15 protein-coding genes are annotated in these 12,731 nt (G+C 64.5%); 4 read left to right on the top strand and 11 right to left on the bottom strand.

The annotated features are described in order from the left end of the window. Positions 1 to 29: 29 nt before the first annotated feature. Entirely contained in the window at positions 30 to 719 is a 690-nt protein-coding gene (locus tag ESZ60_RS05885) for a sirohydrochlorin chelatase (protein WP_245155590.1), read from the bottom strand. After that, a complete protein-coding gene (locus ESZ60_RS05880; RefSeq protein ID WP_134679636.1) occupies positions 712 to 1,272 on the bottom strand; it encodes a DUF4202 domain-containing protein in 561 nt (186 codons plus the stop codon). Before ESZ60_RS05880 ends, ESZ60_RS05885 begins: the two co-directional genes overlap by 8 nt. Positions 1,273 to 1,362: 90 nt before the next feature. On the opposite strand from ESZ60_RS05880, the gene ESZ60_RS05875 reads away from it, so the two are divergent. Continuing rightward, entirely contained in the window at positions 1,363 to 1,872 is a 510-nt protein-coding gene (locus ESZ60_RS05875; RefSeq protein WP_134679635.1) for an NnrU family protein, read from the top strand. Here ESZ60_RS05875 and ESZ60_RS05870 read toward each other — a convergent pair. After that, positions 1,856 to 2,872 (bottom strand): NAD(P)/FAD-dependent oxidoreductase, encoded by a 1,017-nt coding sequence (locus ESZ60_RS05870; RefSeq protein WP_134679497.1) that lies wholly within the window; start codon positions 2,870 to 2,872, stop codon positions 1,856 to 1,858. The genes ESZ60_RS05875 and ESZ60_RS05870 overlap by 17 nt on opposite strands. 45 nt (positions 2,873 to 2,917) lie before the next feature. Here ESZ60_RS05870 and mnmC2 point away from each other — a divergent pair, with 45 nt between their 5' ends. Next, positions 2,918 to 3,595: a tRNA (5-methylaminomethyl-2-thiouridine)(34)-methyltransferase MnmC2 gene (gene mnmC2 / locus ESZ60_RS05865; protein WP_134679496.1), complete on the top strand. Its 678-nt coding sequence runs from the start codon at positions 2,918 to 2,920 to the stop codon at positions 3,593 to 3,595. Here the strand turns inward: mnmC2 and ESZ60_RS05860 are convergent. Continuing rightward, positions 3,569 to 4,288: a rhomboid family intramembrane serine protease gene (locus ESZ60_RS05860; RefSeq protein ID WP_134679495.1), complete on the bottom strand. Its 720-nt coding sequence runs from the start codon at positions 4,286 to 4,288 to the stop codon at positions 3,569 to 3,571. The two genes, mnmC2 and ESZ60_RS05860, sit on opposite strands and share 27 nt — an antisense overlap. Positions 4,289 to 4,408: 120 nt before the next feature. Here ESZ60_RS05860 and ESZ60_RS05855 point away from each other — a divergent pair, with 120 nt between their 5' ends. Continuing rightward, positions 4,409 to 5,677: a 4-aminobutyrate--2-oxoglutarate transaminase gene (locus tag ESZ60_RS05855; RefSeq protein WP_134679494.1), complete on the top strand. Its 1,269-nt coding sequence runs from the start codon at positions 4,409 to 4,411 to the stop codon at positions 5,675 to 5,677. 57 nt (positions 5,678 to 5,734) lie between these two features. Here ESZ60_RS05855 and ESZ60_RS05850 read toward each other — a convergent pair whose 3' ends face one another. The 4 genes from ESZ60_RS05850 to pgsA all read right to left on the bottom strand — a co-directional run bounded on the left by ESZ60_RS05850 (position 5,735) and on the right by pgsA (position 8,073). Beyond that, the gene (locus tag ESZ60_RS05850; protein ID WP_134679493.1) at positions 5,735 to 6,691 is read right to left on the bottom strand and encodes an acetyl-CoA carboxylase carboxyltransferase subunit alpha; all 957 of its coding nucleotides are present in this window, start codon (positions 6,689 to 6,691) and stop codon (positions 5,735 to 5,737) included. A gap of 75 nt (positions 6,692 to 6,766) precedes the next feature. Beyond that, positions 6,767 to 7,201, bottom strand: coding sequence for a molybdenum cofactor biosynthesis protein MoaE (locus ESZ60_RS05845; RefSeq protein ID WP_134679492.1), 435 nt, complete (start codon positions 7,199 to 7,201; stop codon positions 6,767 to 6,769). 1 nt (position 7,202) lies between these two features. Continuing rightward, on the bottom strand, positions 7,203 to 7,448 hold the full coding sequence (moaD, locus tag ESZ60_RS05840; protein WP_167620078.1) for a molybdopterin converting factor subunit 1: 246 nt from the start codon (positions 7,446 to 7,448) through the stop codon (positions 7,203 to 7,205). Beyond that, positions 7,444 to 8,073, bottom strand: a complete 630-nt coding sequence (pgsA, locus tag ESZ60_RS05835; protein WP_134679490.1) for a CDP-diacylglycerol--glycerol-3-phosphate 3-phosphatidyltransferase — start codon at positions 8,071 to 8,073, stop codon at positions 7,444 to 7,446. The genes moaD and pgsA overlap by 5 nt, the downstream gene beginning before the upstream one ends. 138 nt (positions 8,074 to 8,211) lie before the next feature. Between pgsA and ESZ60_RS05830 the strand changes: the two genes are divergently transcribed. After that, positions 8,212 to 8,874, top strand: a complete 663-nt coding sequence (locus ESZ60_RS05830; protein WP_209021247.1) for a ZinT family metal-binding protein — start codon at positions 8,212 to 8,214, stop codon at positions 8,872 to 8,874. Positions 8,875 to 8,887: 13 nt separating this feature from the next. On the opposite strand, the gene uvrC is transcribed toward ESZ60_RS05830, so the two are convergent. The 3 genes from uvrC to ESZ60_RS05815 form a co-directional block, all read right to left on the bottom strand. After that, positions 8,888 to 10,759: an excinuclease ABC subunit UvrC gene (uvrC, locus tag ESZ60_RS05825; RefSeq protein ID WP_134679488.1), complete on the bottom strand. Its 1,872-nt coding sequence runs from the start codon at positions 10,757 to 10,759 to the stop codon at positions 8,888 to 8,890. A gap of 304 nt (positions 10,760 to 11,063) precedes the next feature. Beyond that, complete coding sequence (locus tag ESZ60_RS05820; RefSeq protein ID WP_134679487.1) at positions 11,064 to 11,810, bottom strand: SDR family oxidoreductase; 747 nt, start codon at positions 11,808 to 11,810, stop codon at positions 11,064 to 11,066. 106 nt (positions 11,811 to 11,916) lie between these two features. Then, entirely contained in the window at positions 11,917 to 12,714 is a 798-nt protein-coding gene (locus ESZ60_RS05815; protein ID WP_134679486.1) for a S49 family peptidase, read from the bottom strand. Positions 12,715 to 12,731: the final 17 nt, after the last annotated feature.

Below are 12,731 nucleotides of genomic sequence, written 5' to 3'. Positions count from 1 at the left end.
CTACGGCTGATTGTGATGGGGGCCGCGCGTTACAGCGCGGCCCTTATCGTTTCCGCGATCATGCGCGGGACTTCGGGGCTCATCCCGACCGGGGGCAGGGTGATACCCTTGAAGCCCGCCTGCGTTAGCGCCTCCGGCAGGTCGTCGGTGACATGCTCGGCGCGGGTGGCGAAAAGGGGCAGGCAGATCGCGCGCGCGGGCAGATCGCGGGCGGCGTCGGCGAGGAAGGGCGCTTCCTCGACAAAACCGCAGGTGACGCTGAGGGGCGCGAGGTCGCGGGCCATTTTCTGTGCGGCCTCGAAAGGCGCGCGCGAGCGGCCGGAGCCATGCGCGGCAATCAGGATATGGGTGCCCGCCAGTGGCCAGTCCTGCGCCTTCGCCGCCTGCGCCAGCAATCGGCGACAAAGACCCGGCAGACCCGGATCGCTGCCGAAGGGCGGCAGAATACGGGCCTTATCCGCCCCGAGCAGCGCGAGGCGGCGCGGCAATTCGCTGCGGGTGAACCAGCCTGTCGCCATGAACATCGGATAGATCAGCGCGGCCTCGACCGCGATGTCCAGCGCGCCGGGCATGGCGAGGGTCGCGCCGCGCACGCGGGCCTCGGGCAGGTGGCGGGCGACTTCGGCGGCCAGCGCCTCGACCGCCGCCTGCTGCGGGCCGGGATCACCCGGCTGGCCGTGGGCGACGATAAGGGCGTTTGGGGGCAGCGCCTCAGGCACGGAAGGCGGCGGCGAAGGGTTCGGGGATCGCGAATTCCGTGAGCGCCTTGGCGCGGGCGGATTCGGACATCTTGCGGGCGGTTTTTTCGACGATGCGTTGCAATTCCTCGGCGTCGCGGCCCTCGGCGAAGGGACCAAGATACCAGCGGATGAAGGTGAAGCAGGCCACGTCCTCCATCGCCTGCACGTCGCCGTCGCGCTTGATGCCCTGCTTGGTCAGCATCTTTTCGGCATGGGCCACGTCGTTATCCCCATAGCCCGCCTCGCGCATGATCCCGGCGATGCGAGAGGCATGGCGGCGACCCTGCTCGGTCCGCCAAGCGAGGTAGCCGGGGCGGTCCATCGGGAAGTCTTTGCGCGGCAGCAGCCATCGTTCGACATGCTGGCCGCGGCAGGCGATCTGCAGCGGCTCGGAGGCGTCGGGGTAGAGCGCCGCCTGCTCGGCGGTCATGCGCTGGCCGTAAAGCAGCGCCTCGGGTTGACCGTCAGTCAGGGTCGGGTCGGCGGAATTTGCCTTGTCGATGGCGTCGAAAGCGGTCTGAAGGCGGGTCATGGTCATCCTCGTTTTCCTCTATTGTGTCGCGACAGCCTGCGGCGTCAACGAGGATTGCCGGCACGCAAAGGCGCAGCTAGCGTGCCGGTCATGGATTGGGCAGAATTCGCACTCGCCTTGGCGTTCTTTCTCGGCTCGCACGTCATTCCGGCGCGGTTTCGCGAGCCGCTGTCCGCGCGGTTCGGGCGGAGGACGTATCTGATCGGCTACAGCCTGCTGTCGCTGGCTTTGCTTTACTGGCTGGTGATCGCGGCGGGCCGCGCGCCCTTTGTCGAGATCTGGCCGCAATTGGGCTGGATGCGCTGGCTGGTGAATATCGTGATGCCCATCGCGATTCTGCTGGCCTGCACCCTGGGGATGGCGGGCGTGATGGGAGGGGCGTCGCTTTGGGCCAGCGCACATCTGCTTGCCAATGGCGATCTGGCTCATGCCATCCTGTTCGGGTTGCTGCTGCTTTACGCTCTGTTTGGCATTACCATCGGGCTGCGCAGGGGCGTCTCGATCCATTTAGGCTGGAGGCGGATCGCTGCGGCACTGCTGATTTGGGCCGCGTTTTTCCACCTGCATCCGCTGGTGATCGGCGTCAGTCCACTGCCATAGGCGGGCGGAAGCCCTCGGGGATGCTGTCGCGGCCTTCAAGGATCAGGTCGGCCAGCATCCCGGCGGCGGCAGGGGCCATCGCAAGGCCGATCTTGAAGCCGCCATTCGCGACATAATGGCCGGGGCGGCCGGGCCAAGCGCCGACAATGGGGGCGCGGGATTTCGCGCGCGGACGGATGCCCGCCCAGCGATCCACGACCGGGGCATCGGCCAAGGCGGGGCAATAGGCGCGCGCCTTGGCGATCAATTCGTCAAGCTGGTGGTCGGTCCCGAGATCCGTCACGTCCCGTTCCGAGGTCGAACCGATCGCCACCGTCCCATCCGAATGCGGCACGATATGCAGCCCGTCGGCAAAGACCTGCGGCTGGTCGCTCGCGTTGAATGCCAGCAGCGCCGACTGGCCCTTGACGCCATTGCCGCCAAAGGGCGCGAGGCCCGCGACTCCGGTGGCCCAGATGGCGGGGGCGTCGGGGGCGGGCGTGCACTCGATGATCTCGCCGCCCTTGGCGCGGATCGCGGCGGCGAGCGCCGCCCCGGCGCGGCGCGGGCTGATCCGGGCGGTCAGGCGGTCGACCAGCCATAGGCCCGAAGGGGATTGAGGGATCAGCTTTCCTTGCGGCGAGTCTGTCAGTTCCATCCCGGCCCAATCGGGCCAGTTCAGATGCGAATCCGCGATGCGCTCGCGAAGGCGGGCCTCGGCCCCTGCGGCGACGGGCTGGATGCGGCCGGTGCGGGCATAGCCGGGGTCCTCGCCGCCGGCCTCGGCGACCTCGGCCCACCAGTCCTTGGCGGCGATCAGGGCGTCGAGTTGAATCTGCTTCTTGGGGTTCCAGTTTTCGGGGGCATGGGGGGCTAGCGCACCGACATGCCCGCCCGAGGAGCCTGCGCCGATGCGCTCGGCCTCATAGACGCGCACCTCGGCGCCGCGTCGGATCAGCTCCCATGCGCAGGACAGGCCAAAGATCCCCGCCCCGGCCACGGTCAGTTTTGCACTTGCCATTCCGACACCCCATGTCCATCTGCCTGCCAAAAGGAGTTAGCGTTTATGGGCGAAAACGACCAGAGCAGCGCCGATCTGGACTGGCGCGACGGGGCGATCCCGGTCTCGCGCCGCTTCGACGATCCCTATTTCAGCCTGAATGGCGGGTTGAATGAGACGCGCCATGTCTTTCTGGCCGGGAACGACCTGCCGCAGCGGCTGTACGAAGGTTTTCATGTCGCGGAGCTGGGTTTCGGCACCGGGCTGAATTTGCTGGCGCTGGCGCAGATCGCGACCGTTCCGGTGCGCTTCACCAGCTTCGAGGCATTTCCGATGAGCCATGATGAGCTTGCCCGCGCACAGGAGGCGTTTCCGGAACTGGCGGAGCTCTCGGCGCAGCTTCGGGAAGGCTGGTCCAAGCGCCGCTTTTCCGTCGGGCAGGTTCAGGCCGAGATCATCGAGGCCGATGCCCGCGATGCGCTTCCCGCTTGGGATGGCAAGGCGGATGCGTGGTTCCTTGACGGCTTTTCCCCCGCGAAGAACCCCGAGCTTTGGGGTGAGGACCTGATGGCTGAGGTTGGTCGTCACACCGCGCCGGGCGGAACCTTCGCGACCTATACCGCCGCAGGCCATGTCCGCCGGGCGCTTGGCGCGGCGGGGTTCACGGTCGAGCGCGCGCCCGGTTTTGCGGGCAAGCGCCATATGAGCCGGGGCGTGCTAGCGCCGGACCTCGGGGATGCGTGAGGGCGTGTAGTTGATCGGCTGATAAAGCGGCCGTCCCTGCGTCAGCTTCCAGAATTCCGGCCCGCCCCGGCGCAGAAAGACCGGGACGGCCAGCAAGATGCCTCCGATGAAACCGGCGGCATGGGCCATATAGGCCACGCCATCATCCTGCCCCATCGCGGTTGAGAAAAGCTGCAAGCCGAACCATGCCAGCAGCAACACCCATGCCGGGATGGTGAAGCGTTTGATGATGATGATGATGATGGCGATGACATCGACCTTGGCCTTTGGGAAAAGCAGCAGGTAGCCGCCCATCACCCCGGCAATCGCGCCCGAGGCCCCGACCATGGGGATGGTGCTTTCTTGCGCGGCCCAGACCTGTCCTGCCGCTGCAGCAAAACCGCAGGCCAGGTAATAGATCAGGAAGCCGATATGCCCCATCTGATCTTCCAGATTATCGCCAAACACCCATAAAAATAGCATATTGCCGCCCAGATGGATCAGCCCGGCATGCAGGAACATATGGGTGAGGAAACCCCATTCATGCTCCCCATGCATCACCGCTGCCGGGTATAGCGCGAGCCTGTCCCAAAGCTCGGTCATGCCGCCCAGCATCGGATCGGTCAGCAGATACAGGACCACATTCAGAAAGATCAGCCCGTTCCGGACGTAAGGCGTGGTCAGAGAGGGATTGTGGTCTCGGATCGGGAACATCGAGGCGGCCCTTCGCTGGTCATGCCTCAAGGTGACGCAAGGGGCCGCGCCGTGCAAGCGGGCCTGTTCCGGCGCGAAGAGCCCTTGTAGCATCGCCCCGATTCCATGAGGGAGAGCGCCATGACCAGCCTGACGGACCGCAAGAACGCTGCTATCTCACGCGGGGTCGGCATGACGACGCAGATTTATGCCGAACGTGCCGAGAATGCCGAGATCTGGGACAAGGACGGCAATCGCTATATCGACTTCGCCGCTGGCATCGCCGTGGTGAATACCGGGCATCGTCATCCTCGCGTGATCGAAGCAGTCAAGGCGCAGCTCGACCGTTTCACCCATACCTGCCATCAGGTCGTGCCTTACGAAAACTACGTGGCATTGGCCGAGCGTCTGAACGCCGCCGTGCCGGGCGACGGGCCGAAAAAAACAGCCTTTTACACGACCGGGGCCGAGGCGGTCGAAAACGCCATCAAGATTGCGCGGCATTACACCGGGCGCGCCGGGGTCGTGGCCTTCTCGGGGGCCTTCCATGGTCGGACCTTCATGGGCATGACCCTGACCGGCAAGGTCCAGCCCTATAAGGCGGGTTTCGGGCCGATGATGAACGATGTCTGGCACCTGCCTTTCCCGAACGAGTTGCATGGGGTCTCGCAGGCCGAGGCATTGTCCGCGCTGGATCGGCTCTTCAAGGCCGATATCGACCCGGCCCGTGTCGCTGCGATCATTATCGAGCCGGTGCAGGGCGAGGGCGGCTTCTACGAGGCCCCGACAGGGTTCATCCAGCGTCTACGCGAGATTTGTGACCAATATTCGATCCTGCTGATCGCCGATGAGGTCCAGACCGGTTTCGCCCGCACCGGCAAGCTTTTCGCGATGGAGCATCACGGCGTCGCCGCCGATCTGACCACCATGGCTAAAGGCTTGGGCGGCGGTCTGCCGATCAGCGCGGTCACGGGGCGCGCCGAGGTCATGGACAGCCCCGCGCCGGGCGGCTTGGGCGGCACCTATGCCGGGAACCCGCTGGCCGTCGCTGCCGCTCATGCCGTGCTGGATGTGATCGCCGATGAGGGGCTTTGCGAGCGCGCGACGCGCCTTGGTCAGCGCCTGAAGCAGCGCCTTGCCGGCCTGCGCGACGATGTTCCTGAGATCGTCGATATTCGCGGCCCCGGCTTCATGAACGCGGTCGAATTCTATGTCGCGGGCAGCGACAGGCCCAATCCCGAAATGGCCAACCGGGTCCGCGAAGAGGCCTTGTCGCGCCACCTGATCCTGCTGACCTGCGGGGTCTACGGCAATGTGATCCGTTTCCTCGCGCCGCTGACCATCCCGGACGCGCATTTCGACGAGGCGCTGACCATTCTTGAGGATGCGATTCGCGCCGCGCGTGGCTGAAGAAACGAGAAGGTCCGACCCAAGGGCCGGACCTCTTCATGTCGATGGGGCGGGTGATCAGGCCAGCGCCTTCGAGCCCATGTTCAGGAATTTCTGGCGACGATCTTTGATGATCTCGGCGGGCTTCTTGCCCTCGAACTCGGCCAGCATCTCGGCGATGGCATTGCCGACGGCGGCAATGGCCTCGGCAGGGGCGCGCTGTGCGCCGCCCATCGGCTCGGGGATGATGCGGTCGATCACGTCGAGTTTCTTCAGGTCCTGCGCGGTCAGCTTCAGCGCATGCGCGGCCTCGCGCATCTTCTCGGCATCCTTCCACAGAATCGAGGCGCAGCCTTCGGGCGAGATCACCGAATAGATCGAATGTTCGAGCATGGCGATGCGGTTCGCGGTGGCGAATGCGACCGCGCCGCCCGAGCCACCCTCGCCGATCACCACCGAGACCAGCGGCACGCCGATCTGAAGGCATTTCTCGGTCGAGCGGGCAATCGCCTCGGACTGGCCGCGTTCCTCGGCGCCCTTGCCCGGATAGGCGCCGGGGGTGTCGACGAGCGAGATCACCGGCAGGCGGAAGCGGTCGGCGATATCCATCAGGCGGATCGCCTTGCGATAGCCCTCGGGGCGGGCCATGCCGAAATTGTGGGTCAGGCGCGACTTGGTGTCATTGCCCTTTTCATGGCCGATCACCACGCAGGGCGCGTCACGGAAGCGGGCAAGGCCGCCCATGACGGCATGATCCTCGCCAAAGGCGCGGTCGCCGGCGAGCGGGGTATATTCGCTGAACAAGGCGGCGATATAGTCGCGGCAATGTGGGCGCTCGGGATGGCGGGCGACCTGCGTCTTGCGCCAGGGATCAAGCTGCTTGTAGAGGTCGCGCAGCATGTCCTCGGCCTTCTTGTCGAGTGCCGCCGCCTCTTTTTCAAGGTCCACACCTTCGCCCTTGCGGGCAAGCACGCGCAGTTCCTCGGCCTTGCCTTCCAGGTCGGCAAGAGGCTTTTCGAACTCGAGATAGGTCATTCAGGGCTCCGCGTCGTCATCCGGTCGGGTTCGCGCCCTATATGATCGTCCAGCCGACGGAATGCAACTTGCGCCTCACCAGCGGGACAGGGCGTCCTCGTCGGTATCCTTGGCCTCGACCCATTGGCCGGGGCCATCGGCGGTGATTTCGCGCTTCCAGAAAGGCGCGCGGGATTTCAGCCAATCCATCAGGAATTCGGCACCCTCGAAGGCCGCGGCGCGATGCCGGGCGGCGGTGGCGACCATCATGATCGTCTCGCCTACCTCAAGCCGGCCGTGGCGATGGATGATCATCCAGTCGCTCAGGTGGAAACGGCGGGCGGCCTCGAGGCCATAGCTCTCGAGCGCCTTTTCGGTCATGCCGGGATAATGCTCGATTTCGAGCCCGGTCAGGCGGCCATCCTCACCCCGGACCAGTCCCGAGAAGGTCACCACCGCGCCCGCACCGCTGCCGAATCCCTGCAACTCGGTGGCAAGGTCGAAGGCTTCTGCTTGCAGGCGCGCAGGCATCTCAGCCCCCGGTCATCGGCGGAAAGAAGGCAATTTCGCGCGCGCCCGCCAGCGGCGCGTCCAGATCGGTCAGTTCCTGATCGACGGCGACGCGCACCGCCTTCAGGTCCGAAAGCGCGCTCGCGTGCCAGTCATCCATGGCCGCGAGCTGGGCCACGAGATCGCGCACGGTCACGGCCTCGGTCTCGATCCGCTCGCGGGGATGGCCGATGCGCTCGCGCAACCAGGCGAAATAGAGCACGTCAATGACCATCGGGATCCCTGAGGAAGGGGCGGGCCTTGTCGAAGTAATCCCAGCCGGTGATCGCGGTCAGCACGGCGGCGATCCAGATCAGCAAGAGGCCGCATTGCGTGGCAAGGTCGGACCATTTGTCGGACCAGGGCAGGCTGGTCTCGCCCACGCGCGGGGGCTGGCCGACGTCGATGTAATTGAGCCCGGTTCCCAGGAACAGCACGGAAATCGCGGTCATCTGCGCGGTGGTTTTCCACTTGGCAAGCTTGGTGACCTTCAGAAGCTTGGCCTTGTCGCCGAGGAATTCGCGCAGCCCCGAGACGAAGACCTCGCGAAAGAGGATCACGGTCGAGGGCAGGATCAGCCAGGGATTCATCCCCGAATAGCCGGTGATGACCACGACGGCGATAATGACCATCGCCTTGTCGGCGATCGGATCCATGGCCGCGCCGAATCGGCTTTCCTGGCTCCAGGCTCGGGCAAGGTAGCCGTCGAACCAGTCGGTGATGGCCGCGACGAGAAACAGCACCAGCGCCGCGAAATCCGCGAAGGGCCGGCTGAGGAACAGAAACATCAGCGGTACCAGCGGCGCGGCCGCAAGTCGCAGAACGGTCAGAAGATTGGGCAAGGTCCAGCGCATGCGCGCAATCTAGGCGCTTGTTCGGGCGGGGGGAAGGGGGCGCGGCCGCAGGAACGGCCTTGTCATCCCATGAGCCACCGCTTAAGGGATGGTGATGTAATAACATTACAAAACTGGAGATGAGAAATGGCAGGCAAGATGACCGCAATCCTGGGCGCGGCTTTCCTGAGCGGCACGGTCTTGGCGGCGGGGCAGGGCATCGCCCATAGCACGGATCACGGGCATGAGCACAGCCACGCGCATGAGCACGACCATCAGCATGGGCAGGATGCGGTTTACCGGGGTCATTTCGATGAGGCACAGGTCCAGAGTCGCGAACTGACGGATTGGGAGGGGGACTGGCAATCGGTCTATCCCTTGCTGAAGGATGGAACGCTTGCTCCGGTCATGGCGCATAAGGCCAAGAAGGGCGAGAAAACAGCCGAGCAATATGCCGAATATTACGAGATCGGCTATCGAACCGACGTCGAACGCATCGTGATCAAGGAGGGCCGGGTGACATTTTACCGCGACGGCGGGGCGCTCTCCGGGCATTACGTCGATGATGGGCACGAGATCCTGACCTATAAGGCGGGCAATCGGGGCGTGCGCTACATTTTCCGCAAAGCCTCGGGAGACAGCGAGGCCCCGGCCTATATCCAGTTCAGCGATCATGCGATTGCGCCCACGGATGCCGGGCATTTTCACCTCTATTGGGGCGATGACCGTGCCCGGCTGCTCGACGAGGTCACCAATTGGCCGACCTATTACCCCAGTGTCTTGAGCGGGGGCGAGATCCTCGAGGAGATGCTTGCCCACTGAGGGCGGTGCTGCCCTAGCCCTTCTGGAAATGGTCGAGGATCTTTTGGGCCAGCGCCGCACTGATGCCCTCGACCGCGACCAGATCGGCAAGGCCGGCGCGGCTGACCGCTTTGGCGCTGCCGAAATGCGCGAGCAGGGCGCGTTTGCGCGATGCGCCGACACCGGCGATTTCGTCCAGCGGATTGGCCATCGTGGCCTTGGCGCGTTTTGCGCGATGCGTGCCGATGGCCCAGCGATGCGCCTCGTCGCGCAGGCGCTGGACGAAATACAGCACCGGATCGTTCATCCGCAGGGCAAAGGGGCGCTGGCCGGGACGGTGGAACTCCTCTTTGCCATGGTCGCGATCCTCGCCCTTGGCGACGCCGACCATGGGGATATCCTCGACCCCCATCTCGGCCATAATCTCATGCACTGCCGAAACCTGACCCGCGCCGCCGTCGATGAGCAGCAAGTCCGGCCAGGCATCGCTCTGGCGGTCGGGATCCTCTTTCAGCAGGCGGGTGAAGCGGCGGGTCAGCACCTCTTTCATCATGCCGAAATCGTCGCCGGGGGTGATCTCCGTGCCCTTGATGTTGAACTTGCGATACTGGCTCTTGATCCAGCCCTCGGGGCCGGCGACGACCATGCCGCCCACGGCATTCGTGCCCTGGATGTGACTGTTGTCATAGATCTCGATGCGCTGCGGGATGGCGGGCAGGTCGAAGGCATCGGCCAGACCCTCCAGAAGCCGCGCCTGAGCCGCAGTTTCCGACATGCGCCGGGCCAGGCTTTCGCGCGCATTGCGCAGGGCGTTTTCCACCAGTTCCGCCTTTTCGCCGCGCTGAGGGACGCCCAGAACCACCTTGCGTCCGGCCTTTTCCGACAGCGCCTCGGCCATCAGATCCGGATCCTCGATGCCATGTGACAAAAGGATCATCCGGGGCGGGATCTTGCCGTCATAGAATTGCGCCAGAAAGGCCTGCATCACCTCATCGGCGGATTCGACGCCGTTGAGCTTGGGATAGAAGTCGCGATTGCCCCAGCTTTGATTGCCGCGGATGAAAAAGACCTGCACGCAGGCTTGTCCGCCCTCGAGATGCAGCGCGATGACATCCGCCTCGGCGACGCCGCGCGGGTTGATCGCCTGAACCGATTGCACGGCGGTCAGGGCCTTGATGCGGTCGCGCAGCGCGGCGGCGCGTTCGTATTCCATGGCCTCGGCCGCCACGGCCATCTCGCGGGCCAGATCGACCTGAATGCGGGTGGACTTGCCGCGCAGGAACAGTTCGGCATCCGCCACCAGCGCGCTGTAATCCTCTAGCCCGATCCGCCCCGTGCAGGGGGCCGAACAGCGCTTGATCTGGTAAAGCAGACAGGGCCGGGTCCGGCTGGTGAATGTCGCGTCGGTGCAGCTGCGCAGCAGAAAGACGCGCTGCAACTGATTCAGCGTTCGGTTCACCGCTCCGGCGCTGGCAAAGGGGCCGTAATAGTCGCCCTTTTCCGATTTCGCGCCGCGGTGCTTCTTGATCTGGGCGAAGGGATGGGACTTGGCGACAAGGATGTTCGGAAAGCTCTTGTCGTCGCGCAAGAGCACGTTGTAGCGGGGCTTGAGCTGCTTGATCAGGTTCTGCTCCAGAAGCAGAGCCTCGGTCTCGGTCCGGGTCGTCAGGAACATCATCGCGCAGGTTTCGCGGATCATCCGCGCGATCCGCGCCGAATGACCCGTGCCGCGGGCATAGTTCGAGACCCGCGCCCTGAGGTTGCGGGCCTTGCCGACATAGAGCACCGCGCCCTGGGCATCGAGCATCCGATAGACCCCCGGCGAGGCGTCAAGCGTGCGAAGATAGTCTTGGATCAGCGGCTGCCCGGTCTTGGCGGGCAATTCGGGAGAGATGGAATCAGTCATGGCCTGTCAAATGAAATGATTCCCATGCGCGGCTGCAAGTTCATCGGGTTAATTTCAAGCAGAATCCTGTCCACGGAATATGTGGATAACTCTGTGGGCGACCTTGGGGGGAAGCTGTGTTGAGCAAGCGTTTCTTGGGGATTCCTCGACTTGCGCAAATTTTACGCAGTTTTGTAACGCGTTATTTTTTCTAGATATTTTTTATCAGCGCAACAATTACATGAATTTGCTGGCAGAATCGTGAACTTATTGCGACGGGCATGGAAAAGGTGGACAACTTGTCGCGCCCGAAAACCCGCGTTCCTTACTCTGCCAGCCCGATATCGGGTGTCTGCCAGGCCAGATGCTGGCCGCCATCGACGCAGATCAACTGGCCGGTGACCGACTCGGCCCGCAGAAGATAGCTCAGCGCCGCGCGGATGTCCTGGGGCGATGCGCCATTCTCGAGCAAGGTCGAGGCCTGCTGCCGGGCGAAATCACCCGGCGTCTGGCGGCTGCCTTGCAAGGTCGGGCCGGGTCCGATCGCGTTGACGCGGATGGCGGGGGCCAGAGCCTGGGCCGTGGTCCGGGTCAGCCACCATAATCCGGCCTTGGCCAGCGAATAGGTCATGAATTGCGGGGTGGGCTTTCGGACCCTTTGGTCGATCAGATTGATGACCTGTCCCCGCATCCCGGGCAGCAGTTGCGCCGCAAAGGCCTGGATCAGGATCAGCGGCGCACGCAGATTGGAACCGATATGGCGGTCCCAGCTTTCGCGGGTGGCGTCGCGGATCGTATCCGGTTCAAAGATCGATGCATTATTCACCAGAACGGTCAGCGGACCCATCTCTTCGCCGATCCGCGGGATCAAGCCCTCGACCTGGTCGAGGTCCAGAAGATCGGCGCGAAAGGTTTCGGCACGCACCCCGAGCGCCCGCGCGGCAGAGGCCGTGTCCTCGGCGGCACCCTCGGAGACGTGATAGTGAATGGCGACGTCATGCCCCTCTTTGGCCAGTTCGAGCGCGAGCGCGCGCCCGATCCGGTGGGATGCCCCGGTGACCAAAGCCGTCATCGGCGCGGGATGCCCAACAGGCGGGCGATGATTCGGCGCACCCCCGGGCCGGCGGCCAGTGCCAGCGCGATGATGATGAGCAGGCAAAGAAGAACCGTTTTGATCATCAGCCCCTCGCCTGAAATTGCGCGAATGCCGCGCGCTCTTCGATCATGCCGATCGCATCCTCGGCGGATAGGCCAAAGCGCTGCAGCAGGGGCTTGCGCTGGCCATAAGTCAGGAAGCGGACCTTGCTGCCGTAAAGCTCGCGCATCTTGGGCACGAGATGTGCGATGCCGTCGGCCAGGCCCAGTTCCACCGCCTCGCGGCCGGTCCAGATCTCGCCGTTGAAGAGGTCGCGCCCTTCGGCCAGCCGGTCCTTTCGGCGGGCCAGGACCTGCTCTTTGAAGGCCGCGTGGATCGGCAGCAGCAACCGGTTCAGACGTTCGACATCCTCGGGCTTTTCGGGGCGGAATGGGTCGAGCATGGATTTCGACTGTCCGGCCGTATGGACGCGGCGCTCGATGCCGTGCCGGGCAATGAGTTCGGCAAACCCGAATCCGGCCGAAATCACGCCGATCGATCCCAGGACCGAACTGTCATCCGCCCAGATGAAATCCGCGCTCGAGGCCAGCCAATAGCCGCCTGAGGCGGCGACATCCTCGACAAAGGCGTGAACCGGGACTTTCTGTTCCTCGGCAAGGCGGCGGATCCGCGCGCCGATGAGGCTGGATTGCACCGGAGAGCCGCCCGGCGAGTTGATGACCAGCGCGACGGCGGCGGGCTTGCGGCGCTTGAAGGCGCGTTCGAACAGCGCGGCCAAAGCGGCATCCGACAGGCTCGCGCCACGCGCGCCTGCGCCGATGACCCCCTGTAGGCGGATAACGGCGACGCGGGGTGGGCGGTTCAGGAATGAAAGTTTCATGCGCTTTCAGATAGGAA

The sequence above is a fragment of the Paracoccus ravus genome (assembly GCF_004522175.1).
Taxonomy (GTDB): Bacteria; Pseudomonadota; Alphaproteobacteria; order Rhodobacterales; family Rhodobacteraceae; genus Paracoccus; species Paracoccus ravus.
The sequence above is the reverse complement of the archived record's forward strand: the minus strand, read 5'-3'. Positions and strand labels throughout refer to the sequence as shown.